Raw genomic sequence first — 24,510 nt, 5'->3', positions numbered from 1 at the left:
CTTCGACGGCGGCGGGCGTCGCTGCCCGCCGAGCTGGGTGATGCGTGGTGGTGCCTGGTCAGGAGTGGTCCGCGGCGGCGAGGGACTCGAGCCTCTCGGCGAGAGCGACGATGGCCTGGTCGAAGGCCTCCATCGGCGGGTGGGTGATGCCGGCGCCGATCATCCCGATGCCGGCTTCCCGGTGGGCGATCGCGGTGTTGATGGTCGGCAGGATGCCGCTCAGCTCGACCTTGCGGACGTCGATGCCGGTCGGGACTCCCATGAAGCCAAGGAGCGGGATCGTCACGTTCGGGTTCTCCCCGGTGGTGATCTCCCTCATCTGCCGCGTGACGTCGACCGCCTCGTCGACCGTGCCGCCGACGAGGGCGACGATCGCCGGCGCCGCGGACATCGCGAAGCCGCCGATCCCGTAGGTCTCGGTGATGGCGCTGTCCCCGATGTCGAGGCCGGAGTCCTCGGGCTTGTACCCGGCGAACATCGGGCCGATGACCGGCTGGGCCGGTCCGGTGAACCACGTGTCGCCCTCGATCCCGGAGACGCGCAGGCCGTGCTCGACGCCGTTGCGGGCCATCGTCGTCAGGACGGTGGAGTACTCGATGCCGTGTGCGGCATCGAGGGCTGCCTTGGCCATGGCCATCCACGTCGGGCCGGAGAAGTAGTCCGAGGACGCGACGAAGTCGAAGACCTCGACCTTCTGCGCCTCGGTGAAGTGGGTCTGCAGGATCCGGGGCGCGAGCGCCTGGATGAGCAGGGTCGTCCCTGCGACGTTGCGGTTGTGGCACTCGTCGCCCATGTGCAGTGCCTGGGCAAGCATGAGCCGCAGGTCGATCGGGCCGCCGATCTGCATGGCCTCCTCGAGGATCGGACCGAGGACGTCTCGCATCCAGGCGAGCCGATCCATGACCGTCTGGTCGTTGGCCCCCATGCGCAGGACCTTCGCCAGCTGCTCGGACAGGTTCGTGTACGAGCGGTTGCCGTAGGTGGCGTTCTCGACCACGTGCATGTACATGGACGCTGAGGTCACGCCGGCCATCGAGCCGACGCAGCCGTGCTCATGGCACGGGGCGAAGGTGATGTCCCCCGACGCGGCGACCACGTAGGCGTCCTCGATGTCCGTGGCGAGCCCTTCGAACACGAGCGCACCCGCCACGGCCCCTCGCATCGGGCCAGACATGTTCTCGAAGGCGATGGGCGGGCCGGCGTGCAGGATCGTCGTCCTGGTCATGCCGGGCACGACGTCGATGGCCTGGCCGAAGCCGACGAGCATCGGCTGCGAGGACGTGATCCGCTCCAGAGCCTCCCGGTTGGCGGCCTCGATCCTCGCGGCGATCTCGGGCCGCTCGAGCACCTCGAGGGCGCGCAGCACCTCCGGCTTGCCACCTCCGGGTGGGGCCCACTCGAGGTGCGTGACACCGGCGCCCTGGGCCGCGATGTCGTCGGCAAACATCTCCAGTCCGACGTTGACGACACTGAGGTCCGCACCGAACAGGTCTGCGACTGCGCTCATCGGCTCTCTCCCTTCCAGACGAACTCCCGAGCGAGCAGGCCTGTGTTGGTGCTGCTGCTGGCGATGGTCACGCCGGCCTCCTCGAGGGCGGCGGTCCGCGCTGCGAGCGACGGTGTGTCGAGATCCGTTCCGAGGACGTAGCCGAGGATCTCGAGGTGACGGCCCTGCGACGCGGCGATCGCCTTCGCCTCGCGGATCGCCGGCAGGGTCACTCCGACGGGGTCCTCATGAGCGCCGAAGCCGAGGATGAAGTCCATCGCGATGACGCCGACCTCGGGGTCCTTGGCCTCCTCGACGAGGCGCGCGATGCGCAGGGACGGGTCGATCATCGGGTGGGGCCGGCCGTTGGTGAACTCGTCGTCGCCGAAGTCGAGGAAGGTGTGGCCTCGGCTGGGGTCACCCGCGCCGAGGCGCAGCCTCGGGTCCTTCTGGATGTTCGACCACACGTCCTCGTACCTTCCGAGGGCGGCATACATCGCCTCGTCGCAGATGGTGCCGCCGCAGAAGAGGCCGCGGATGTACTTCTGCTCGGGCGCGAGCTTGGCGCGGACCTCCTCGACGAGGGGCACGTTGAGGGCATGGAGGTCGAGGTCCTCCTCCTTGACGCCAGTCCGGAGGACCGCTTCGAGCGCGGCCGGCTTGGTGCCAGAGGCGAAGTGGCCACCGGCGGCCTCGACCGCCTCCTGGGAGCCACCGAAGAAGCACACGACGACGGGCTTGCCGGCGTGGTCGATCTCGGCGAGAACCTTCCGTTCCACGGCCGGGGCGGGCGGCTTCGACACGAGGACGATGACGTCCGTCTCGGGGTCGGCGGCCAGAGCCCGGATGCCGTCGATCATCATGATGCCGCCGACCTCCTCCGAGAGATCGCGGCCGCCCGTGCCGATCAGCTGGGAGATGCCCCCGCCGAAGTCGTGGATCCGGACGCTGACCTCCTGGCTGCCGGTGCCCGAGGCGCCGACGATGCCGATGTTGCCCCGGCGCACGGCGTTGCCGAAGCACAGGGCGACGTTGTTGATGATCGCGGTGCCGCAGTCCGGGCCCATCATGAGCAGGCCCCGCTCATGGGCCCGGCGCTTGAGCGACACCTCGTCCTCGACCGCCACGTTGTCGCTGAACATCATGACGTGCAGGCCCTGCTCGAGTGCCTGGCGCGCCTCGCGGACGGCATACGCGCCGTTGACGGCGATGACCGCAAGGTTCGCGCCGGGCGTGCCGGCGACGGCTGTGCCGATGGTCCGGTACGTGACGCGGTGCTCGCCAGGCGACTCCGTCCGACGCGTGAACAGGCCCTCGATCGACGCGATGGCCTCGTCCGGAGTGGTCGTCTCGTCGGTCTCGACGACGATCATGAGGTCGCCGGTGCCGGCCGCCTCGAGGTCGGCCGTGAGCAGGTCGAGGCTGCGCAGCACCTCCTTGTTCATGCTGGTGCCCATGGCCACGAACGCCTGGACGACGCCCTCGATCTGGTTGGCCTTGGTGGAGATCGACATCAGTGAGACTGAGTCGAAGTAGGTGTTCTTCTTGACGACGACCCTGGTGGTCATGCCGCGCCTCGCAGTTCTCTCTCTAGGTGCAGGGCAGCCTGCATTCCGGTCACGATGTCGGTCCCTGACGTGTTGCCGATGGTGATCACCCTTCGCGCCGCGGAGTGGAGGGCCCCTGCGTCGCCCGCGGCGACGGCGTCAAGGACGGCGATGAGGGACTCGCGGACGCGGCCCCGGGCGGCCTCGTGCATCGCGGTCCAGCTGATGACATTCGTGCGGGTCCGGTGCGTCCACACGAGCCGGCGAAGCCACGGGCCCAGCGCGTGGATGCGTGTGCCCGGTGCCGCGACCATGGCGGCCAGGCCCGTGACGAAGTCGTCACCCGACGGCGTCAGGCCCGGGCCGAGTCCGATGACCCGCCCGCCCCACAGGGTGGCCGCTGCACGGTCGCCCTGCGCGAGGGCGCGGACCAGCCCGTTGGTCCCGACCTGGAGGGCTCGCGACACCCGTGCGTCGATCGTGCCCTGCCCGTCACGCGGTCGTATGCCGCCCGGCCGGCCGTCGCGGTCGATGACCCTTCCCAGCTCGGCCGCCAGCTGCGCGAGCCCGTCGGAGCGCGCCGTTCTGCACAGATCGGGGACCGTTGGCGTCCAAGGAGATGCGTTCGCGACGTCGATGGTGAACCGTGCTGGGCAGGCGAGCCCCGAGCCGTGCGAGACGACGGTTGCGCCTCGCGGGGCGCGCAGGTGCGACAGCGAGGTCACATCCACGACGACGGTGTTCGGCGCGTTGTCGACGTGGCGGGCAGCCACAGAGAACAGGTCGCCCTTGGTCGTGCGGAGGTTCACGACGGAGGCGAACGTGCTGTGCACCGTGCCGGCGAACCGCCCACTACGGATGAGGCCCAGCAGCGCAGCGTCCGCCGTCAGTGCCCTCAACGCGGTCGATCCGGTCGGTGCCGTCGGCGCCGTCGCCATCGGGGCTGTCGGTGCCGTCGGTGCCGCCGCCATCGGGGCTGCCATCACGCCCCGTACTGGACGAGGATGTCGACGATCTCGGCGTAGCCCTTCTCGCGGGCCAGCTCGATCGGCGCGACGCCCCACTTGTCGGTCAGGTGCGGGTTGGCGCCATGCTCCAGCAGGAGCCGGACGATCTCCTGCTGCACGGACCCGCCGTCACGCAGGATGATCGCCTCGATGAGTGCGGTCCAGCCGACGAAGTTGGTCAGGTTGACGTTGATGTCGGTTGTCGTGAGCAGCTCACGCACGATCTCCACGTGGCCCTTCTCGGCGGCCGGCGTCAGGCCGTTGCCGCCGAAGCGGGTGAGGCGGGTCAGGTCCGTGCCGGCGTCCACCATGATCCGGACGAGCTCGAGGTCGTTGTGGATGCAGCCGTGGATGAACGGGTTGAAGCACGTCTCGTCCTGCTGGTCGATGTCGGCGCCGGCAGTGATGAGGTGACGGACGACGTCGAAGTGGCGGCCCTTGGCGGCGAGCAGGATCGCGCTCTGTAGCTGCCGGTTCGTCGCATCGATCGGGGCACCGGCCCTCAGCTCAGCCACGACGAGCTGGAGGTCGCCCGCCTCAGCACCCTTGAGGTAGGTGCTGGGGTCGATGGGGTCCGTCATCGTCAGTCTCCTTGGTGGTTCAGCGATCTCGACACGCCTGGAGTCTTGGGAGGGCTGGAAGCCCTGCCGAGGTTGTCAATGCAACAGTAGCAGTTTGGTATACCGGATGCCATATGCCAACGCTACACTCGCGGCATGCGAGTACTTCTGGCCCTTGGCGGCAATGCGATGACCGGCCCCGACGGGTCCACCCACCCCGACCATCAGGTCGCTGCCGTACGGACCGTCGCTGAGCACGTCGCACGGCTGGTCCGGTCGGGTCATGACGTCGTCCTGACCCACGGCAACGGTCCACAGGTCGGCAACATCCTCGTGAAGCAGGAGATGGCCGCCTCAGTGCTGGCACCGGTCCCCCTCGACTGGTGCGGTGCCATGACCCAGGGGTCGATCGGCTTCCTGTTCCTCGACGAGCTGGACGCTGCCTTCGCGGCCGCCGGCATCGAGCGCCGGTCCACCGCTCTGGTGAGCCGCACCCTCGTCGAAGCCGATGACCCTGCGTTCACCGAGCCGACCAAGCCGGTCGGTCGGTTCCTCCCGCCGGCAGAGGCCCACGTGATGGTCGAGCACGGTCAGGACTGGCGAGACTTCGGTGACGACGGGTGGCGCCGGGTCGTCCCCAGCCCTGAGCCGGTCGAGGTCATCGACGCTCCGGCGATCTGCGCCGCCTTGGACGACGGCTTCACCGTCGTCGCCAACGGGGGCGGCGGAGTCCCCGTCGTCCGCCGCGAGGATGGCCGCCTCATGGGCGTCGAGGCCGTCATCGACAAGGACCTCAGCGCCGTCGCACTGGCCGCCGCGACCCAGGCCGACGCCCTCGTCCTGGCGACCGCGGTGGAGCACGCGATCGTGGGCTACGGCACCGCCGACGCCCGTCCGGTCGCGCGCGTCACGGCCTCCGAGCTTCGCGCGCTTGCTGCCGACGGCCACTTCCCTGCGGGGTCGATGGGACCCAAGGTCGATGCGGCCTGCCGCTTCGTCGAGGGTGGCGGCGAGCTGGCTGTGATCACCTCGCTGGACTGGATTCCTGACGCCCTCTGCGACGCCGCAGGCACCCGTGTGGTGCCCGGCTGACCGGCGTGTGGCGGAACCACTGCAACGGTGGGCTCGATAATGTGAGGGTGATGCCGCAGCAAGCAAGCCCCGAGGTGAGCCTGCCGACGATCGGGTCGAGCCACCGGTCGCTTCGTGAACAGGTCGCGGACGCCATCCGGGAGAGGATCGTCAGCGGGGAGCTCACGCCCGGCACCCGGCTCGTGGAGCGGACCCTCGCCGAGGAGCTCGGTGTCTCGCGAGTGCCGGTTCGCGACGCCCTCAACCTGCTCAAGGGAGAGGGGTTCGTCACCGACGTGCCCCGTCGTGGTGTCGTCGTGACGCGGCTGGCCCGAGAGGACGTCGACGAGCTCTTCGACGTCCGCGAGGCGCTCGAGGTGCTGTCGGTGAGGCTCGCGACCCAGCGGGCCACGCCGGATCAGCTTCGCGGCCTCAAAACGCTTCTGCGCGAAGCGAATCTGGCAATCCGGGCGAAGGACACCTCGTCCCTCGGCCGCTGCAACCAGGCCTTTCACGACATGATCACCACGATCGCCGGCAATGCGCTGCTGGCCTCGATGCTCGAGCCTCTCGAGGGCAGGATTCACTGGCTGTTGCGGCAGAACGACGACCCGAGGTTGCTCCACCGGGAGCACCTCGACCTGTACCAGGCGATCGCGAGCGGTGACGTCGACACGGCGGCGCGCGCTTCGCTCGCGCACGTCCGGACGAGCCGGCAGCTGTGCCTCGACCTGCTCTACCCGCAGGGCGTCGAGAAGTCGTCCTGACCTCTACGTCGCCGGCTGGGCCGCCGCGGGCGGGCGAACCGCGCCAGCCGGAATACTCCCGTGGCGCATCTCGGCGCGCTCGCCGTCCGACGGGACAACCCAGCTGGACACGTTTGACGGACCTCGATGACAAGGCCCTCAGACACCAGCGTCCGTCGGTAGCTTGTGAGGGCCCTAAACCCCCCAATTGGGACATCGTTCCCAGGGCAGGAAGGACTCACATGAAAGCCAGGATCCTGGCCATCGTCGGCTCTGCCGCGTTGGCCGCGCCGCTCGCCTTCGGCACCGTGGGAGTGGCCCACGCCGCCGTGGCGGACAGCCCACCGGTCACGCTCGTCGACGGGATGACGTCACCGGTCTACACCTACGCGGACGCCATCCGCGAGACCGTCTGGGTCGATGCCCCTGACCTCGACGGAGACGGCAACCCGGAACGGATCGCCACCGACATCATGCGCCCCCGTGAGCTGGACGGCACCGCGCGCGTGCCGATCATCATGGATGCCAGCCCGTACTACCTCAGCCTCGGCCGCGGTAACGAGTCGGAGCTCAAGGAGTACGACGCCAACGGCAACCCGACCAAGTTCCCCCTCTACTACGACAACTACTTCGTCCCGCGTGGTTACGCCTTCGTCGCCGTCGACATGGCCGGCACGTCCCGGTCCACGGGCTGCACGGACGAGGGCGGCCGCTCTGACATCGAGTCGGTCAAGGCGGTCATCGAGTGGTTGAACGGCAAGGGCACCGCTCACGACATCAACAACAAGGCCGTCAACGCGACGTGGAGCAACGGCAAGACCGGCATGATCGGCAAGTCGTACGACGGGACCCTGGCCAACGGGGTCGCCGCCACCGGCGTCGACGGGCTGAAGACCATCGTGCCGATCAGCGCGATCAGCTCCTGGTACGACTACAACCGCTGGCAGGGTGCGGTGAAGAGCCGGCACTACGCCAGCAGCCTGTCCCGGACCATCGCGGCTGGCCGCACCATCCCGACCGACTGTTCGGCCCGCCTGAGCTACATGGACGCCAACGACGCCGACGCGACCGGCGCATACACCGACTTCTGGGCCGAGCGCGACTACCGGCAGGGCACCTTCTACGACGTGTCCAAGGTCAAGGCCAGCGTCTTCATCGTGCACGGCCTGCAGGACAACAACGTCAAGACGATGAACGCCTCGACGTGGTGGGAGGCCCTCCGCACGCAAGGGGTCGCGCGCAAGATGTGGCTGACCCGGCTCGGACATGTCGACCCGTTCGACAGCAACCGCCAGGAGTGGGTGACCACGCTGAACAGGTGGTTCGACCACGAGCTCATGGGTATCGACAACGGCATCGACCGTGAACCGGCCGTGAGTGTGGAGACGGCGCCCAACCAGTGGCAGCAGTCCAAGACCTGGCCGATCCAGGATGCTCGCACCATGGCGCTGAACCCGCGTCCTGACGGCAGCATGGCGCTCGGCGCGCCGGACCGGGGCACGGCGAGCTACGTCAACAACTCGCGCCTCAGCGAGGCGAACGCGGTCAAGCTCGGCGACAACGCCAACCGGCTGCTGTTCCTCACCGGCACGACCATGCACGACGTCCGCATCTCCGGCACCCCGACGGTCGACCTCGCGGTCAACCACACGGCGCCCGTGGGCCAGGTGTCGGTCATGCTCGTCGACTACGGCACGATGGACCGCGTCAGCGCGAGCGGTGACGGTGCCGCGACCCTCGCCACGGAGACGTGCTGGGGCGCAGCGACCGCACAGGACGACGCGTGCTACAAAGACGTCTCCCGCCGCATCCAGAGCACTGACCTGCAGGTGCTGGCCCGCGGCTGGGCCCGTCTCGACGGTGCCGGTGACCACCAGGTGACGGTCTCGCTCGCCGCCAACGACGTCGTGGTCCCGGCCGGGCACCAGCTCGGGATCGTTGTGAGCGGCGCGAGCAACGGTGTGCTGGCGGTCGACTCGAGCGCGGGAACGTACACCGTCGACCTCAGCTCGACGAAGCTGAACCTGCCGGTCTCGGGCCCGATGAGCGGCTTCGCCCCCGGACACCTGACCGCGAAGGACACGGAGGACCTCGCTCCGGGCACGATCGCCAACCTCAGCGAGAACGTCTGGCCGAGCAGGTGAGAGTGCGGCCGGGGCCGGCTGAGCTGTAGCCGCCTGGGCCCACGTCATCCAGTGGCCCCCACGTGCGGCAGCGCGCCGCACGTGGGGGCCCTTCCTCGGACTGGGCTCTTCGCCTGCGGCGGCGTGGTGTCGCACGGCACAACCTGAGCTGCGTGGACCAGACTGGGGCACAACCCGATCGAGGAGGCTTCTCGCCCATGACCGATGACAGCACCCGCCTCGCCGTGCTCATCGACGCCGACAACACGCCATCACGTCTGCTCAAGGAGATGTTCGAGGAGCTCGCCGGCTACGGCACCATCACCGTCAAGCGCGCCTACGGCGACTGGACGAACCCGCACCTGAACAACTGGCGCGAGGTACTCCTCGGGAACGCCATCTCACCCCAGCAGCAGTTCGCCTACACCTACGGCAAGAACGCCACCGACTCGGCACTCATCATCGACGCCATGGATCTGCTGTACTCCGGCAACGTCGACGGCTTCGCCATCGTCTCCAGCGACAGCGACTTCACGCCCCTGGCGACCCGCCTTCGCGAGTCGGGCAAGCGCGTCATCGGCGTCGGTCAACGCAAGACACCGAAAGCCTTCGTCGAGGCGTGCGAGAGGTTCGTGTTCCTCGAGGTTCTGGCCGGCGACAGCGGCGCCGGCGAGCCGACCACAGAGCCGGCGAAAGAGGAGCAGACGCCCCCGATCCGCAGTGTCGTGACCAAGGCCCTCAACAAGGTGGACGCCGACGACGACGACTGGGCCCGGCTGAGCGATCTCGGCAACCACCTCAACCGCACGGACCCGTCGTTCGACTCACGCACCTACGGTTTCGGCAAGCTCAGCGATCTCATCAAGGCGCAGGCATACCTCGAGACCAAGACCGTCACCGGATCCAGTGGCCACGGGCAGCTGTTGGTGCGCCTCAAGGGTCGTCGACACGCCGAGGATGCGTCGAGCAGGAAGCCAGTGAAGCGGACCACCAAGAGCGCGACGGGACAGAGCGCCACCGCACAGGGCGCCACCGCACAGAGCGCCACCGCACAGAGCGCGGCACCCAAGACCACGACGGCCAAGACCACGACGGCGAAGACGGCCGCCAAGAAGACGGCGCGCAAGGCGGCGCGGCCGGCGTCAGAGCTCGGCGCGCAGGATTGATGCCGCTGCGGCCATGGCACGCATCTTTCCCTCCGCACTAGCGCGCGCGAGGTACTTCATGCCGCAGTCGGTGGCGATGGTGATCCGGTCAGGTGAGGTGTAGGAGAAGGCACGGCGCACCCGGTCGGCGACCAGCTCAGCGGACTCGACCGCGGGATCGGACAGGTCGATGACACCCAGGATGATGGTCTTGTCGGCGAGGTCCGCGAGGACGCCGAGATCGAGACCCGACTGTGCGGTCTCGATCGAGATCTGGTCGGCCGAGCAGCCGGCCAGCTCCGGCAGGAACGAGTACCCCTCGGGCCGCTCGTGGATGATGGCGGCATACCCGAAGCAGATGTGGACCGCGGTGGTGCCGGTGACGCCGTCGAGCGCGGCGTTGAGCGCGGCGAGCCCGTACTCGCGGGCCGCCTCGGGCCGCGCCTGCATGTACGGCTCGTCGATCTGGACCAGGTCGGCGCCGGCGGCATGCAGGTCCTTGATCTCGGCGTTCACCGCAGCGGCATACGCCAGCGCGGCCGATGCCAGATCCGGGTAGTAGTCGTTCTGCGCCTGCTGCGACATCGTGAACGGGCCGGGGACGGTCATCTTGACCGGGTGGTCGGTGTTCGCCTTGAGGAACACCACGTCGCGGACGGTGACGGGGCGCGGCCGCACGATCGGGCCGGCGATGCGCGGCACCGGGTTGGGATGCCCGCTGCGGTCGAGGGCCGTCCCCGGGTTGTCGATGTCGACGCCCTCGAGGGCGGTGGCGAAGTGGTTGCTGTACGACTCGCGCCGCATCTCGCCGTCCGTGATGATGTCGAGTCCCGCCACCTCCTGGGCGCGGATCGCCAGCAGCGTGGCGTCGTCCTGTGCCTGGTCGAGGTACTCCGCCTGGACCCGCCACAGCTCTGTGGCCCGCACCCGGGGAGGGAACCGGCCAGCGAGCTTGGCCCGGTCGATCAACCAGTCCGGCTGGGCGTAGCTGCCGACCAGCGAGGTCGGCAGGATCGGCAGCAGAGACGATGTCGCGGTCACTCTCGTGACTCTAGAACGGTCGGCGCCCGTCGCGGGTCATGTGGTGCCAAGTGCCCGCCCAGCTGTGCCTTTGGCACCACAGGGCTGGCGGGGTCTCCCCCGCCAGCCCTCCGCCGGGCGTATGCCGTCCGGTCAGCTGAGCAGGTGGCCCATGGCCGCCCCCATCAGCTCAGCCCTCTTCTCGGCGGTGCTCACGCCCTCGAGACCGAAGCCGAGCAGGATCGTGTCCGGCGTCGTGATCGAGTTGCCGACCGGGAAGCCGCTGCTGTCGATCCGCTCCCACGTGTTGGCGTTGTCCGAGCTGCCGGCCGGGGCCGGGCCCGCGACCCAGCCGCCGAGACCACTCTCGAACGACTCCGACGTGCCATCCGGGTAGGTCACGTCGTCCAGGAAGACGCCGACGCCCTGGGTTGCCCAGTCGCTCGCATAGCTGATCGAGATCTCGACGGTCTTGCCGGCATACGCCCCGAGGTCGACCGTCCACTGACGCCACCCGTTCGAGCTTCCCGATGCCGCGTTCCACGCGCCGGTGGTGCCGGTGGGCGTGCAGGTGTTGCCCGTGAGGGTCTGGTAGTGGTCGAGCTGGGGGTGCAGGTCGCGCCAGCCAGCGGGACAGCTGTCACCGGGATCTGTCGTCGTGGCGCCGTTGACGTCGGGCAACGTCGTCCAGTTGTCACCACTCGGTGTACGCGCCTCGACGAAGAGGTGGTCCCAGTGCTCCTCGGTGCTGTACGAGGTCCAGAAGGACAGCTGTCCGCCACCGGCGGGCACCGCGATCTCCTTCGTGAACCGCTTGTACGACACGTCGGCGACCTGCGAGTAGATGTACTTCGCGCCGGAGTGCGGCTCGAACGGACCGCCCGGCTTGTTCCACCGCGACGACGGGGCGCTCGTGAACTGCGGGTAGGTCGCCGGGGGCAGCGCACCGCTCGTCGCGAGGAAGGACCAGGCGCCGGTCTGGTTGGCGCCGTCGAGGCTCCACGTGAGCCCGCTGAACGGGTCGCCGGTCCCGACGGAGTCGAAGGGAGCGCCGTTCTCGTCGATCCCGTCCCCTCGGATCCCGCTGTAGGCGCCGAAGACGTACTGCATGACGTCGTTGATGTTGTCACCCGAGCCGATCAGGTTGAGGCATCGCCTCGGGTCGGTGTTAGCCGGGAGCGGGTTGCACTGGATCTCGCCCTTGGGGTCATAGAGCTGGTTGCCCGCCACGCCCGAGTACTGGCGCACCGCGTCGTTGCCGCCCAGGAGCACCTTGCCGCCTTCGTTGAGGTAGGCGCGCAGCTCATAGAGCTGGTCGAGAGCCAGCCGGTCGGCGTTGCCCGCGCCCGTGCCCGCCCGCCGCGTCACGATGTCGTCGCCGGTCTCGGTGACCACCGCGTCGTAGTGACTGAGCACCCCGAGTGCGTCAGGGGCGATGCGTCCACGCGCGTCGGTGTCGTAGACATCTGCCGGTATGCCGTTCGCGGCCAGGGCGTCGACGTACGCGCTCGCGTAGTGCGGTCCGGGGGTCTGCACGGGCGACGCGCCCGTGTAGTCCTCGGCTGCGACGACGAGCACTCGGCGACCGGTCTCCGAGACGGCCTGGTACGTGAACGAGTCGCTCCTCGCACCGCCGCCTTCGAACCACACTTCGACGCTGTCACCGGGCGAGGTGCCGGTGACCACGCCGCGCATCTGGTGGTAGTACACCGCCGCCGGCGTGTACTTCTCGCCACCAGCCCACTCGGACGTCGGCGCGGAATGCACCGGCCCACCATTGATGCGGTACTTCACCGTGACGGCGCCGAGACTGCGCTTGGCGTTGACCGCGACCGGCTGCGGGTCGCCGTACGAGTACCGGAAGCTGAGCTGAGCGCCCGGGACGCCCCGCTTGTACGGGTCGTCGCTGTCGATGTAGAAGGGCTTCGTCGCGATGCCGACGGTCGAGAGGGGGTTCGCCGGATCGACGGCCGATCGGGCGACGGAGCTCGCGAAGGGCAGCACCCGCTGGAACTCCTGCTCGACGAGCGCCGGGTCGTCGGGGAACACGAAGCCACAGCCGTCACAGCCCGGGGACAGCTCTGGCGTCCACGCGAGGGTGCCGGTGGAGGTGTGGGCGTACCCGTTCGTCTCGCCGTTGGTCACGTAGAGGACGTCGGACGAGAGGCCCGGCTGGAAGCCCGGGATCGCCGGGTTGTCGAGGTTGCCCGCGAGCGCGTAGTAGATCGGGTCGTCGGCCGTGGCCGTGCCCGTCTGCCAGCCCTCGGGGTAGAGCAGCCACTGCCCGGCAGAGTGCCAGTTGACCTGGAACGTGGGCCGGACGCGGTCGAGCAGGCCCTTGAGGGCGACGGTCTCCGGCTCCGAGCCTGCGGACGTGCCGCGGTACGTCTCGCTGGAGGTGATGTTGCTCGAGCCCTCGTTGTCGTAGCCCCAGCGGTTCGGATAGTTGCGGTTCGGGTCGACGCCGTCGCCGACGGTGGTCTTGCCGTCACCGTTGTTGTCCCGCAGGTTCTTTCGCCACAGACGCTCGTGGTCGAACGTGTACTGGTAGCCGTCGGGGTTGGCGACGAGGACGAACCAGAGCTCGGTGCGCTGCAGGAGCGACTTGACCTGCGGGTCGTTGGCGCGCCACTTGTCGAGGTAGTAGTTCATGAGCCGGCGGTCGACCTCGGTCGAGATCCACTCACGCGCATGCTGGGTCGCGCTGAAGAGCACCGCCGGCCGGCTCCCGTCGGGCAGGCCGCGGGCGCCCTGGGTGATCCGCAGGGCGAGGATCTCGCGTCCTTGCCCGGTCGTCCCCAGACGGACGAGCTTGGTGACCGAGGGGTTGTTCGCGGCTGCCGCGTACAGCTGGTCCCGGATGCCGCCCGCCTCGTCGTACGACCGCCAGACGGTGTAGCCGTTGAGGGCCTGGTCGGCGGCGAACTCGCGGACGGTCTTGCCGCCCTTGAGCTTGGTCAGCTGGACGTTGATGCCGAGCTTGCGCACCTGGGCCGCCTGCGTCGGGGTCAGGTAGACGCTGACCTTGTCCGACCCCTGGTCCTGTTCGGACAGGTCCTGTCCGAGCCTGGCCAGCTGGCCACGCTGCGCGGGCGTCACCGTCGCTGTGTACGCGTCGATCGGCCCGCGGTCGACGGACCCGGCGTCCTGGCTCGCGCCCGCTCCGGGGGCGGCCTGGGTGGGCGCGGCGACGAAGAGCGCGACGGCGGCGGCGACAGCGATGGAGAGCATTCGTGGAGCCTTCATTGGATCCTCGCTCAATGTTTGCTGTGAGTTGGATCAGAACACAGTCCCACCACACGCACCTGTCGACCACTCGAATGCGGCAGTGAATTTCTGGCGCGGTCCCGCAACCATCGACCACCTGCTCACCTGTGGAGGCCCGAGCGGGCCACCGACCGCAACCTTCCGCCACAGGGTCGGTTGTCGAGAGACGCATCGGCGGCGCCATGGTCGTGCGCGCAACAAATCGGCTGGATGCTCACTTGTCGCGCCCCAACGGCGACGCAGCCCACAACAATCCGCCAGATGGTCGACGGTTGTGCTCCAACGCCATTGCCGCCGGCCGGTGTGGCTTGACCGACTCGTCGAGCCCGCTACGCCACACTGGGCGGCGACACGATTCCCAGCTCGCCTCGAAGGGACCGGGACCATTCGGATGCCCGAGAGGGGCCGGACTTCATGCGCGCGATACTCCTGAGCGCCGGGCTGGCGACGGTCTGCTCCCTGCTGGGGACGCGGTTCGCTGCCAGGTGGTTCACCCGGCACGGCTTCGGGCAGCCGATCAGGGACGACGGGCCGACGACGCACCATGTCAAGCGCGGTACGCCGACCATGGGCGGTCTGGTGATCGTGCTGACGGCCATCGCGGCATATCTGGCGGCAACGGTCTTGACCGGCGCGTGGCCGAGCGCCAGCGCGTGGCTGCTGATGCTGTTGTTCTTCGGCTGCGGGGTGGTGGGGTTCCTCGACGACTTCATCAAGGTCTACACCCAGCACAACCAGGGGCTGAGCAGTCGCGCCAAGATGGCCGGTCAGACGCTGGTCGCGCTCGTCTTCGGAGTGCTGGCCACGCAGTTCTTCGCCGACGAGCGTGGGGTCAGGCCCGCGTCGCAGTACCTGTCCACCACGCAGGACTGGGGGATCAAGCTGCCCCTGGTCGCGGTCCTGCTCGTGATCTGGTTCATCGTCACCGCAACCTCCAACGGGGCCAACCTCACCGATGGCGCCGACGGGCTGCTCGCCGGCGCCTCGGTGATCATCTTCGGCGCCTACATCCTGGTGAACATCTGGCAGAGCAACCAGCTCTGCGGCTCGTCGCGACCCAACGTCGTGTCATCGCAGTGCTACCAGGTGCGCGACCCTCTCGATCTCGCGGTGTTCGCCACCGCCATCGCCGCGGCCTGCGTCGGTTTCCTGTGGTGGAACGCCAATCCGGCCCGGATCATCATGGGCGATGTCGGCTCCCTCGCGATCGGGGGCGCCCTGGCCGGGCTGGCGATCATGACTCGCACGGAGCTGCTCATGGCGGTGATCGCGGGCCTGTTCGTGCTCGAGACGCTGTCGGTGATCCTGCAGATGACGTACTTCAGGCTGACCAAGCGACTCACCGGCACGGGTCATCGGATCTTCCGGATCGCCCCTATCCACCATCACTTCGAGCACGCGGGGTGGCCTGAGGTCACGGTGGTGGTCCGCTTCTGGATCATCGCGGGGACCTTCGCCGCGACCGGGCTCGGGATCTTCTATGCCGCTTGGCTCGCCTGAACCGCAAGCACTTTCGCTCGTCGCTAGCCCGGGCCGGTCACACCTTCCCCACTCGAGGTCCTGGCTATACGGCCGGACGGGCCAACAGGAGCCCGCCGTCCACCGGCAGGACGTGGCCGGTGATCCACGCTGCGTCGTCCGACGCGAGGAACGCGACCGCGGCCGCCACGTCGCTCGGCTCACCGACCCGGCCCAGAGGGTACAGGGGCAACATGCTTTCGGCACCGCCCTCCTGAGAGTCCCAGACCGGGGTCCTGATGGTGCCGGGAGCGACGGCGTTGACACGCACCCCGTCCGCAGCCAGGTGCCGGGCGAGGTTCGCCGTCAGTGAGGTCAGGCCACCCTTCGCCGAGGAGTACGGCTCGCTGCCCAGCGCGACCTGACCGTTGATCGAGCTGATCGTCACGATCGCCGGACCCCGAGTGCTGCGGCGCAGGAACGGGATCGCGGCACGGCATACGCGTGCCACGCTGATCAGGTTGAGCTCCACCACCGCTGACCAGGTCTCGTCGGTGATCTCCTCGAAGACGCCATGTGGAAGATCTCCCCCAGCCACGTAGACGTCGACGTCCAAACCGCCGAGCTCGTCCGCGGCCTGGGCGACACCCGCATCCACGCTGGCGCGGTCCGTGACGTCCATCCTCAAGGCCAGCCGGCCGGCTGACTCAGGCAGGCTGTCGGCGGCTGACCTGGCCTTGTTCAGGTCGAGGTCGCTGACGGCGACCCGGGCGCCCTCAGCCGCGAGTCTTACGGCACAGGCCAGACCGATGCCTTGCCCCGCACCGGTGATGAGGGCGCGCGCGCCCTCGAAGCGTCGTGACGCGATCATCGGCGAACCAATCGCCGGGCGGACTCGCAGCATCGCCGCACCCCGGCGTCACGCCGGTGAGCGTCTTTCCGCGGCGGCTCGGCTCGCACCATCGTCGGTGGCTCCTTCGCTGGTGAACGGCACGTCTACGCAAGGTACCCCGTGTGGGTAGCCAGCTGCTGACGTGGGGACGTTGACTCACGGGGCGCTGCAGCGGATGGGTGCCGAAGGCGCCGATCGCCGCGCCCGGCTCTGCCTCGGCGGGCCCAGTGCGCCTACGCCTCAGGTCCGTAGGTCGCGAACTCCGGCATTCCCCTGTAGTCGAAGGTGTGCACCGACAGCCCGCCCGGTGTCGTCTGATGGTTGACGAGCTGTAGGCCGGCGGGCGCGCCACCTTCTGGAAAGAGGCGTCGGCCCTGGCCAAGAACCACCGGGGCGATCACGAGCCGCAATGCATCGACCAGTCCGGCCGCCAGGAGCGACTGAGCCAGCCTCGCGCTGCCGTGAACCTGCAGCTCCCGGCCCGGTTGTCGCTTCAGCTCGACCACTTGCGAAGCGATGTCGCCCGACAGGACCGTGGTCGGGTTCCACTCTGCCGTGGTCGAGCCACGGGACGCGACGTACTTCGGCAGGGCGTTCATGATGCCGCCGAACGGATGGTCGCCCATCCGCGGCCAGTCCCGCGCGAAGTTCTCATAGGTACGGCGACCGAGCAGCAGACCGTCCGCTTCGCCCAGCCAGCCCCCGACCATCTCGAGAACACCTCGTCGACGTACGGCGCGAACCAGCCGCCCAGCTCGAAGCCGTCGCTCGTGTCTTCGTCTGGTGACCCCGGCCCCTGAGACACACCGTCGAGCGTGAGGAACTCCTGTACGACCAGCCTCACCACGCACCTCACCTTCGCGTCCACGACATACGGCATACGGCACCCGACGGGCCGTCAGCCCAATGTGTCGTGCGGGCACTATGGATGTCCAACAGCGCAGCCGTATGCCGCGAGCTGCACCTAGCGGGGGCCCTGAGCGTTTGTTCAGTCCTGTTGGCCGGGAAGTGTGGCCTGGACCTACTCACCTCACTGGGATTCAGTCACCTGGCGACGAGCGGGCCTGTGGCAACTGCATTGCCCCGGCAGAGGGGCTCAGAGACTCTGGAGTCATGGAGTTCTTCTGCTACCACCGCGACCGCCCTGGATCGACGCCCCTGCGTGAGCGGATGGTGGAGCAGCACTGGTCGTACATGGATCAGTTCGCCGCGACGATGATCGCCCGCGGGCCCACGTTCACCAGTGACGGAACTCTGACCGGCAGCGTGCACATCCTGGACCTGCCGGATCCGACAGCGGCCCGCGCGTTTGCCTTTGATGAGCCCGGTTACCAGGCTGGTGCCTACCGCGACGTGCTCCTGAGACGATGGCACGACTGTCTAGGTCGCACGATGTGGGAGTTCAATGGTGGCCGACCTGAATACAACCGCTACCTCGTCCTCGGCTTCACCCTGGAACCCGTTGGTGACGTCGTCGGCCTACCCCATCGCGACGAGCTCATCGCCAGTGGGCTGCTCTTGTCCGACGACGGCTCGTGGGTGCTGGGGGCGGCCGTTCTGCTCGAGGCGCCGGACCAAGACAGCGCGCGGGAAGTCCTCTCCGCCCACCCATATTCGGGGGTCGAGGTGCACCAGTGGCAGTTTGGTGGGCGTCCCGACTGAGACGGACGAGATACCGCATCGAGGACTGGCAAGCTGCGACGCATGATCCTGCCGAAGGTCCGGGACCGGCGCTTGATCACGATCCGTCGTGGCGGGTTGCTCAGCGACGCAGACCACCAGCTGCTGGCGCTGTGGGCCGCCGCGTGTGCCGAGCACGTGCTGGATCTCTTCGAGGCGGACCAACCGTCGGATCTGCGCCCTCGCGCCGCGATCGATGCGGCGCGCGCCTGGGCCCGCGGCGAGATGAAGATGATGGAAGCCCGAGCTCGCGGCGGACACGCGATGGGTGCTGCGCGGCCGGTGCGAGGAGCGGCACGGTTCGCCGCGTACGCCGCCGGCCAGGCCGCCTGCGTGGGGCATGTCGCCGAGCACGATCTCGGCGCAGCCGCCTACGCGATCAAGTCCGTTCAGGCAGCGGATCCGAGCGACAGCGACGCGGGACGGCGGGAACGTGACTGGCAGCGCGACCAGCTCCCCGAACAGATCAGAGCGCTCGTCCTCGAGGACCAGGTCCGCCGCAACGCCATCTGCTGGTCAGTTTTCGACGACTGACGACGGCCGAGATCGCACGGCGAGTCTGTGCACCGGCGGTAGACGCTGATCTCACACCGTCCCTCGCACCGTGTCGAGTGATGGCGCCCAGTGTCAGCCGGTGATGTCACCCGTGACGGTGAACCTGCGGCCTCCGTCGTAGCTGAGGCTGATACGCCCGTGATCGCCGCCGTCGACATCCAGGATCGAGCGCACCAGCGAGCAGTGCCGGTACCCCTCTACGGGGAAGTAGTACGTATTGACGATCAGGAAGCTGTCGTCTGCACACACGTCCACCGCCGTGCAGTCAGCGTTGACCACGCCGAGGTAGCCCGATGTCGGGGCGGTGGGTGAGAGCATTTCGGTCCATTCCCAGTACTCCGTGCCGGTGAACGTCCCTGTGACTCCCTCGCTGATGGTGCCGGTAAGGCTGGGGCTGGCTCCGGCGAGGCTCACCCACGTGCCCTCGAAGTCCTTGCGGACGCAGTACTGCTGGACGCCCACCGCCCAGATGCGCAGATGCTGGGTGTAGTCGAAGCTGGCCCACATGTGGCCGTCTCGAGCGGGCACCAACGGCTGGTTCCGCACGTCTTGTGTCACGTCGACGACCAGATCCTTCGCTCCGGCGCACACAGGTACGGGGGTCGTCGGAGCCGCCTGGGCCAGCCCAGCCATCGCCGGGATCGCGAGTGTACCCACGGAGAGTGCCCTGAGGACTGTCTTGACGATGCGTCCGCTGCGTCGCTCGATTCCACGCATGGCTTTCTTCCCGTCATCCGAGCGGTGCTCCCTCTTGACAGGGTCCTCCCCCGCAACGGCTTCGGAAGGGACAATTCGCGCGCGTTTCCGCCCTCTTCGAGCGAAGTACTACTGCTCAATTCGCGTCGCTCGTTGTGATAAAGGATGACATTTCGTTCAGCGGCTGGACTGCCACGCGTGATGTGGGCGGACTCGGAATGCGCGTTCTTCTACCCATGTCTGATACGCGCCAAGAACAGCAGCGACCAACCGCTGACAGGACATTATGGGCGCGCCTGACCGTTGAGTACGGATCAGGCTGTCGCGCGATTCCGCGGTGCTGGCGCGAGTCGTACGATCAATCGCGTCATCACCATTCTTTGGGCGGGCATCCCGCCCACCTGTGCCCGAATCGAGGCATCCGATGATGCACGTCCTCACCAGGGGCCGGGCATCAGGGCCGCGACGGCATCCGGGTGAGGGTCTGGCAGGTCGGCACCAACCACTTCTGCATCCGGCGCGACTTCCACGGCACGTTCCGGTCCTTCGCCAGAGTCAGCCCGAACCTGACCGGCACGGTCAGCGCCGGCGTCACCGGCACCGACGACGGCACCGACTGGGCCGTCTTCACCGGCGACTGGGCGCCGGTCGTGCCGCTGTCGGGGTTCGTCGGCGACTTCGACCTCGGCTGCACACAGGACGGCAGCTGCGCCCTGCACCGCGGACCCGGGTACCTCTTCTTCTCCGGCGGCTTCCAGGCCCTTCACGTGCGGCAGTTCTCGCTCGTCTACGACGGCGGTGACCACGGGGTCTGGCGGGAGTCCAGCGACGCCAGCACCGGGGACATCACCGGCTGACACAACGGCGTGCCGATGCCGCGCCGGCGTAGGCAGCCAGGGTCGACTTGACGCCGCCGACAGAGACTGGCCTTCAAGATTGCCTGTGGCAGGATCGCCGGGTGCTGCAACTCACCGATTTCATCATCGACTGCCCGGACACGATGAGGCTGGCAGCCTTCTATTCAGAGGTGACAGGTCGCCCCATCAAGGGGGGCAGCCACGGCAACTGGGCCGGCATACGGTTCGGCGAGATCGAGCTGGCCTTCACCCGCGTGGAGGACTACCGCGCCCCGCAGTGGCCCGACGGTGAGCACCCCAAGCAGTTCCATCTCGACTTCGAGGTCGACGACATCGAGGCCGAACAGAGCCGCGTCCTTGCGCTCGGCGCGACCCTGCAGCAGGACTCCATCGGCCCAGACGGCTACGGCTGGCGCGTATACGCCGACCCCGTCGGCCACCCGTTCTGCCTCTGTCACAACAAGGGTGTCACCTGGACCGACCGGGGCCCCATCTGGCCCAAGAGCGAGTAGAGCGTGGCTCACGGAGCTGTCTCTGCGACGCAGAGCGAGCGTCGCGAGAGAGGTCGTCGCCGGCGGCCGTTCGGATGTGGACAACCTGGCGGCCCTCGCGGCGGCGGGCGAGCGGATCGCGGCATGTGCGATGCATCCCATTATGGGATTCATGGCGGTATGATGGTTGCGTGAGCACGCAGATCGCTGTCCGACTTCCCGATGAGATGGTGGCATTCCTCGACCGCAGCGTTGCCACCGGGAGAGCGGCTAGCCGGGCTGCCCTCGTTGCAGCTGCCGTGGAGCGCGAGATGCGGCGGCAGGCTGCCGATCAGGACGCGCAGATCCTTCGGCGTCACGGATCGGATGATGACCTGGACGACCTTGTGAGGTGGACCGGCGCTCACGTCGTGGTCGAGGACTGATCGGTGCGGGAGATCTGCCTGGTTCGCCTCGACAAGACTCGCCCGGCGCTCGTGCTGACCCGAGAGGCCGCCCGGGGCGCGATGACGAAAGTGACGGTGGCGCCGATCACGACGACCATCAAGGGATTGTCGAGCGAGGTCCGGGTCGGGCCGGACAACGGACTGGATCACGACTGCGCCATCGCGCTGGACAACCTCGTGACTGTTCCCGTGGACTTGCTCGGCCGCACGATGGGGTACCTCAAAGCCGAGCAGGAGGTCGAGCTCGCGCGCGCTGTGGTTCTGGCCTTCGACCTCGAGGTGCGGCTTCTCGAATGACATGCGAAGCACGCGGGCGGAGTGGCAATCTCATCGGCACGAGCGACTCGTGCGACGCAGCGGGCCTGCGGCGCATCATCAGCGATTACCTGCCAAAGCCCTGCATCCGGAGCATGCTGCATGGGTGAGCGATCGTGACGACTTTCTCGCCTGGGTGAGGACAACCCTCTACCAAGCGGAGCTCTCCCTGCACAACGGTGACCCCGCCCCGCGCCGGGCGCTCTGGTCCCGCAGGGAGCCTGTGAGCGTCTTGGGTGCGTGGAGCAACGCCCACGGACAGGGCCAGCTGGACGAGCTCTTCAGTGCTCTGGGCAGGTCCTTCTCCGACTGCACGTCCTACGCGTTCGAGCTGCAGGCTTATGACGTCGTGGGCGACATGGCCTATACGGCCGGCCTGGAGCACACCTGCGCCTCCGTCGACGGCCAGCCGCGCACCTACACCTTGCGAGCCACGCAGGTGTACCGCCGCGAGGAGGGCGAGTGGAGGGTGGTCCACCGCCACGGGGACACCGTGACCGCATGAGCGCGCGCGGACTGAGGCAAATCCGGGCGGATGGCGGATTCGGCCGCCATCAATGACGGGAAAGCGAAAGGTCGACCAGCAATCCGGGGTGATCAGTGGTGCCCTGCATGTCGATCACCGAGTGCGATCGCACCCCGATACCCGGACTCACCACAACATTCTGAAGACCGGCGTCGTCGGTGCGCTGGTAGCCGTCAGGGAGGCATGACTGTGGGCTGGGTGAACCGAGAGCCGCGAGGTTGAGGTCTGCGCCGAGGATGACCGGTTCGCCACCGTAGCGGAGGGTGATCCTGGGCACCGCTGATGTCAGCAGGTATCGGCACTGTTCAAGCGCGACGGTTGTGTCGGCGCTGGCCGTGTGTGTGGTGCAAGCAGCGAACCGCCGTTCAAGATCGATGCACACCCAGACGCGTTCCTCTGGGTCGGCGGGGTCCTGCACCGGGTAGACACCGCTGTAGCTGCGGGCGTCCCGCGCAGGGGACGAAACCGCAACCACGACGCCGTCGCCGAACTCCTGGCCGTTCTGACACCGGACCGGGGTATGGCTGGGGCGATCCTTCGCGGACGTGAACGCCGAGACGACGGCGGCAGCGAGGTGGGCGACCGACATCGCCTGCTTCAGGACGCGTATGTCATCGCTGCAAATCTCGTTGAGGCTGATCATGTCCGGCCGAAGCTGGTGGACGAGTGCCACCGCCGTGCTGACGGCACGCCCGCCGGTGTAGCACCTGGCGCGCCCGCTGTTGCAGAGGTTCATCTGCAACACGCGCACGATCGTCTCTACCGAGCCGGTCGACGGCTGGCTCATGCTGGTTCCCTCGCTCGCCACGCGACCAGCGGCGCAAGCCGCGAGACCAAGGACGGAGACCGCGATGAGGCACGCGACGGCAGCGGCCCGCTGGGGGCCGCGGACGAGTCGAACCCGCACAGCCACTCATACAACCCGGCATCTGCGCGGTGCGCAATCGACGAACGCGCCCGCCCCTCTTCGCGCCGGCAGGGTCGACCAACTCGCGACCGGAGCTCATTCGTGACCGTCCCCGACGTGGGGACGAGCCGCAGCCACAATGCGTTCTGTGCTGCCCTTGCGGCCTGACTCCGCCTTCTTGCCGGGCAACGATGATCGTTCCCCAGGCTCGAGCACGGCTGGGAGCAACCGGTTGAGCCGCCTCGTTCGGGCCGATACAGTCCGCAGCTCCATGGCTAGTTCTTGGAAGAACTGGAAGGGCACGGCCGTCCCTAGGTGTTCATGATCCCACTGTCGGACATACTCCAGATACCGCACCACCTCAGCCGAGTCATAGGCGCGAAGTACCGCATAGCCGATGGTTGTTCCGTGGATGTCGGACAGACCGATGACGCCATGACGCGCGTTGTGACCAAGGCTGTTGAAGATATCCAGCATGCGGACGAGCGTGGACTCGGCACCAGTGCCCAACCATTGGTCCGTGGCAGCGAACCGGAACCGGTCGTAGTCAAGGTCACTGAAGAGCTTCACGACGTTCTCGTCGGCGTAAAAGTCGGATGTATACGCCCGCACCAGATCTGCACGCCGGATCGCCTTATCCCGTCGATTTGAGAAGATGAAGGTCACAAGCGCAAGCACGACGGCCGTCGCGGTGGCGAGGCTCTCAAGAGCGCTCCATAGGTTGTCCATCGACGCCTCCTCGATACCTGACGGGCTGACGCCGCCTCCTGATACGCGCCCGCATGCGTCCGGGCATGACGCCCACCTCCCGGCGCTGTCAGTGCTCGTCCGGCCACCCGGAGTCCGGGAGCGGGCCCGCGCCACTGTCGGATGTCCGCGTTACCGTGAGCGGGTGCGTGGAGATCGAGTGGAGATCGTCATCGATGCCGGTGGCGAGGTCCGCACGTACACGATCGAGGCCTCCCGCAACGGCCGTCGGGTGGAGATCAACACGAGCCGGGGCATCGTCGAGGTCACCGAGGTGACTCGTGGCGGGACTCCGGTTCGCACGGCACGGTTCATGTCCAGCCGCGTGCTCGCGTTGGTGGAGCACCCGGCCGCCGAGCATCCCATGGGTCAGGAGGTCATCGAGCCCTGATCGCGCGCTGGCCGGCTCCAGGCGAGCAGACTGGGAGCATGCGTTATGTCGAACTGCTCCGACACACCGACAACGACGGGGATCACCTGACAGCACAGGGTGTTCGCGACGCCGAGAGGATCAGCGAACGCCTTCACCCGCCGTATGCGGCATACGTCTCGACGGGCGCAGCCCGTTGCACCGAGATGCTCGAGATCTTGCGCCGGGCCGCCGGACAGGAAGGCGAGCCGATCACCGAGGACCCCAGCCTGCGCTCCGCGGTGGAGGACCGCTGGCGCGAGGCTGCCAAAGCGGCCGGCAAGGGGGCTGACCTCGAAGCGATGCGCGCGATCGACCCTGACCTCGTCGAGAAGGAGTCCATGCTGCTCGGGGCGGCCCTGCGACGCGTCGTCGACTGGCTCGAGGACGGCGAGCGGGCACTCGTTGCCGGCCACAGCCCGACGAACGAGGCGGCGGTCCTCGGGCTCACGGCATACCTCGTCCACCCGTTGGGCAAGGGCGAGGGCGTGCTCGTCGTCGAGGAGTCCGGTCGCTTCCGCGTGGAGCCGCTCGAACGCTGAAAGCGCGAGCCGCTGTC

Annotated in this window: 25 protein-coding genes; 14 read left to right on the top strand and 11 right to left on the bottom strand. The window is 68.1% G+C overall.

Annotated elements, in window-relative coordinates; translation table 11 throughout:
• Positions 1 to 58 precede the first annotated feature (58 nt).
• Genes ACWEOW_RS14420 through ACWEOW_RS14405 form a run of 4 tightly spaced genes read right to left on the bottom strand, consistent with a single transcriptional unit; the run spans position 59 to position 4,621 of the window.
• On the bottom strand, positions 59 to 1,507 hold the full coding sequence (locus tag ACWEOW_RS14420; RefSeq protein WP_452269898.1) for an oxamate carbamoyltransferase subunit AllG family protein: 1,449 nt from the start codon (positions 1,505 to 1,507) through the stop codon (positions 59 to 61).
• On the bottom strand, positions 1,504 to 3,054 hold the full coding sequence (gene fdrA / locus ACWEOW_RS14415) for an acyl-CoA synthetase FdrA (protein ID WP_452269897.1): 1,551 nt from the start codon (positions 3,052 to 3,054) through the stop codon (positions 1,504 to 1,506). Before fdrA ends, ACWEOW_RS14420 begins: the two co-directional genes overlap by 4 nt.
• On the bottom strand, positions 3,051 to 4,016 hold the full coding sequence (locus ACWEOW_RS14410) for a DUF2877 domain-containing protein (RefSeq protein ID WP_452269984.1): 966 nt from the start codon (positions 4,014 to 4,016) through the stop codon (positions 3,051 to 3,053). Before ACWEOW_RS14410 ends, fdrA begins: the two co-directional genes overlap by 4 nt.
• Positions 4,016 to 4,621, bottom strand: coding sequence for an ankyrin repeat domain-containing protein (locus ACWEOW_RS14405; RefSeq protein ID WP_452269896.1), 606 nt, complete (start codon positions 4,619 to 4,621; stop codon positions 4,016 to 4,018). The genes ACWEOW_RS14410 and ACWEOW_RS14405 overlap by 1 nt, the downstream gene beginning before the upstream one ends.
• Before the next feature lie 135 nt (positions 4,622 to 4,756).
• Here ACWEOW_RS14405 and ACWEOW_RS14400 point away from each other — a divergent pair, with 135 nt between their 5' ends.
• The 4 genes from ACWEOW_RS14400 to ACWEOW_RS14385 all read left to right on the top strand — a co-directional run bounded on the left by ACWEOW_RS14400 (position 4,757) and on the right by ACWEOW_RS14385 (position 9,706).
• Positions 4,757 to 5,692 (top strand): carbamate kinase, encoded by a 936-nt coding sequence (locus ACWEOW_RS14400; RefSeq protein WP_452269895.1) that lies wholly within the window; start codon positions 4,757 to 4,759, stop codon positions 5,690 to 5,692.
• Between the two features lie 50 nt (positions 5,693 to 5,742).
• On the top strand, positions 5,743 to 6,438 hold the full coding sequence (locus ACWEOW_RS14395) for a GntR family transcriptional regulator (RefSeq protein WP_452269894.1): 696 nt from the start codon (positions 5,743 to 5,745) through the stop codon (positions 6,436 to 6,438).
• A 221-nt stretch (positions 6,439 to 6,659) separates the two neighbouring features.
• Positions 6,660 to 8,561, top strand: coding sequence for a CocE/NonD family hydrolase (locus ACWEOW_RS14390; RefSeq protein ID WP_452269893.1), 1,902 nt, complete (start codon positions 6,660 to 6,662; stop codon positions 8,559 to 8,561).
• Between the two features lie 197 nt (positions 8,562 to 8,758).
• Positions 8,759 to 9,706 carry an NYN domain-containing protein gene (locus tag ACWEOW_RS14385; protein WP_452269892.1) on the top strand — a complete coding sequence of 316 codons (948 nt, stop codon included), beginning with the start codon at positions 8,759 to 8,761 and terminating at the stop codon, positions 9,704 to 9,706.
• Here ACWEOW_RS14385 and ACWEOW_RS14380 read toward each other — a convergent pair.
• Positions 9,683 to 10,726 (bottom strand): hypothetical protein, encoded by a 1,044-nt coding sequence (locus tag ACWEOW_RS14380; RefSeq protein WP_452269891.1) that lies wholly within the window; start codon positions 10,724 to 10,726, stop codon positions 9,683 to 9,685. The genes ACWEOW_RS14385 and ACWEOW_RS14380 overlap by 24 nt on opposite strands.
• 132 nt (positions 10,727 to 10,858) lie before the next feature.
• Complete coding sequence (locus ACWEOW_RS14375; RefSeq protein WP_452269890.1) at positions 10,859 to 13,936, bottom strand: M14 family zinc carboxypeptidase; 3,078 nt, start codon at positions 13,934 to 13,936, stop codon at positions 10,859 to 10,861.
• Positions 13,937 to 14,386: 450 nt separating this feature from the next.
• Here ACWEOW_RS14375 and mraY point away from each other — a divergent pair, with 450 nt between their 5' ends.
• A complete protein-coding gene (gene mraY / locus ACWEOW_RS14370; protein WP_452269889.1) occupies positions 14,387 to 15,472 on the top strand; it encodes a phospho-N-acetylmuramoyl-pentapeptide-transferase in 1,086 nt (361 codons plus the stop codon).
• Between the two features lie 64 nt (positions 15,473 to 15,536).
• On the opposite strand, the gene ACWEOW_RS14365 is transcribed toward mraY, so the two are convergent.
• Positions 15,537 to 16,301 carry an SDR family NAD(P)-dependent oxidoreductase gene (locus ACWEOW_RS14365; protein ID WP_452269888.1) on the bottom strand — a complete coding sequence of 255 codons (765 nt, stop codon included), beginning with the start codon at positions 16,299 to 16,301 and terminating at the stop codon, positions 15,537 to 15,539.
• A gap of 254 nt (positions 16,302 to 16,555) precedes the next feature.
• Positions 16,556 to 17,032: a dihydrofolate reductase family protein gene (locus ACWEOW_RS14360; protein WP_452269887.1), complete on the bottom strand. Its 477-nt coding sequence runs from the start codon at positions 17,030 to 17,032 to the stop codon at positions 16,556 to 16,558.
• Positions 17,033 to 17,228: 196 nt separating this feature from the next.
• Between ACWEOW_RS14360 and ACWEOW_RS14355 the strand changes: the two genes are divergently transcribed.
• Both ACWEOW_RS14355 and ACWEOW_RS14350 read left to right on the top strand, forming a co-directional pair.
• On the top strand, positions 17,229 to 17,984 hold the full coding sequence (locus tag ACWEOW_RS14355) for a YciI family protein (protein WP_452269886.1): 756 nt from the start codon (positions 17,229 to 17,231) through the stop codon (positions 17,982 to 17,984).
• A gap of 42 nt (positions 17,985 to 18,026) precedes the next feature.
• Positions 18,027 to 18,536, top strand: coding sequence for a putative immunity protein (locus tag ACWEOW_RS14350; RefSeq protein WP_452269885.1), 510 nt, complete (start codon positions 18,027 to 18,029; stop codon positions 18,534 to 18,536).
• Positions 18,537 to 18,629: 93 nt separating this feature from the next.
• Here ACWEOW_RS14350 and ACWEOW_RS14345 read toward each other — a convergent pair whose 3' ends face one another.
• Positions 18,630 to 19,274 carry a hypothetical protein gene (locus ACWEOW_RS14345; RefSeq protein ID WP_452269884.1) on the bottom strand — a complete coding sequence of 215 codons (645 nt, stop codon included), beginning with the start codon at positions 19,272 to 19,274 and terminating at the stop codon, positions 18,630 to 18,632.
• Positions 19,275 to 19,729: 455 nt separating this feature from the next.
• Between ACWEOW_RS14345 and ACWEOW_RS14340 the strand changes: the two genes are divergently transcribed.
• The 5 genes from ACWEOW_RS14340 to ACWEOW_RS14320 all read left to right on the top strand — a co-directional run bounded on the left by ACWEOW_RS14340 (position 19,730) and on the right by ACWEOW_RS14320 (position 21,867).
• On the top strand, positions 19,730 to 20,110 hold the full coding sequence (locus ACWEOW_RS14340) for a hypothetical protein (protein WP_452269883.1): 381 nt from the start codon (positions 19,730 to 19,732) through the stop codon (positions 20,108 to 20,110).
• Between the two features lie 101 nt (positions 20,111 to 20,211).
• Positions 20,212 to 20,622, top strand: a complete 411-nt coding sequence (locus ACWEOW_RS14335; RefSeq protein WP_452269882.1) for a VOC family protein — start codon at positions 20,212 to 20,214, stop codon at positions 20,620 to 20,622.
• A gap of 170 nt (positions 20,623 to 20,792) precedes the next feature.
• Positions 20,793 to 21,026 carry a YlcI/YnfO family protein gene (locus ACWEOW_RS14330; protein ID WP_452269881.1) on the top strand — a complete coding sequence of 78 codons (234 nt, stop codon included), beginning with the start codon at positions 20,793 to 20,795 and terminating at the stop codon, positions 21,024 to 21,026.
• Positions 21,027 to 21,029: 3 nt separating this feature from the next.
• Positions 21,030 to 21,344 carry a type II toxin-antitoxin system PemK/MazF family toxin gene (locus tag ACWEOW_RS14325; protein ID WP_452269880.1) on the top strand — a complete coding sequence of 105 codons (315 nt, stop codon included), beginning with the start codon at positions 21,030 to 21,032 and terminating at the stop codon, positions 21,342 to 21,344.
• A 124-nt stretch (positions 21,345 to 21,468) separates the two neighbouring features.
• The gene (locus ACWEOW_RS14320; RefSeq protein ID WP_452269879.1) at positions 21,469 to 21,867 is read left to right on the top strand and encodes a nuclear transport factor 2 family protein; all 399 of its coding nucleotides are present in this window, start codon (positions 21,469 to 21,471) and stop codon (positions 21,865 to 21,867) included.
• A gap of 49 nt (positions 21,868 to 21,916) precedes the next feature.
• On the opposite strand, the gene ACWEOW_RS14315 is transcribed toward ACWEOW_RS14320, so the two are convergent.
• On the bottom strand, positions 21,917 to 22,675 hold the full coding sequence (locus tag ACWEOW_RS14315) for an endonuclease/exonuclease/phosphatase family protein (RefSeq protein WP_452269878.1): 759 nt from the start codon (positions 22,673 to 22,675) through the stop codon (positions 21,917 to 21,919).
• Positions 22,676 to 22,891: 216 nt separating this feature from the next.
• On the bottom strand, positions 22,892 to 23,524 hold the full coding sequence (locus ACWEOW_RS14310; protein WP_452269877.1) for a hypothetical protein: 633 nt from the start codon (positions 23,522 to 23,524) through the stop codon (positions 22,892 to 22,894).
• 163 nt (positions 23,525 to 23,687) lie between these two features.
• Between ACWEOW_RS14310 and ACWEOW_RS14305 the strand changes: the two genes are divergently transcribed.
• Both ACWEOW_RS14305 and ACWEOW_RS14300 read left to right on the top strand, forming a co-directional pair.
• The gene (locus ACWEOW_RS14305; RefSeq protein ID WP_452269876.1) at positions 23,688 to 23,933 is read left to right on the top strand and encodes a hypothetical protein; all 246 of its coding nucleotides are present in this window, start codon (positions 23,688 to 23,690) and stop codon (positions 23,931 to 23,933) included.
• Between the two features lie 38 nt (positions 23,934 to 23,971).
• Entirely contained in the window at positions 23,972 to 24,493 is a 522-nt protein-coding gene (locus ACWEOW_RS14300; RefSeq protein ID WP_452269875.1) for a hypothetical protein, read from the top strand.
• Positions 24,494 to 24,510: the final 17 nt, after the last annotated feature.

The organism is Monashia sp. NPDC004114, assembly GCF_053603855.1.
This window is presented reverse-complemented; position numbering and strand designations above follow the sequence as displayed.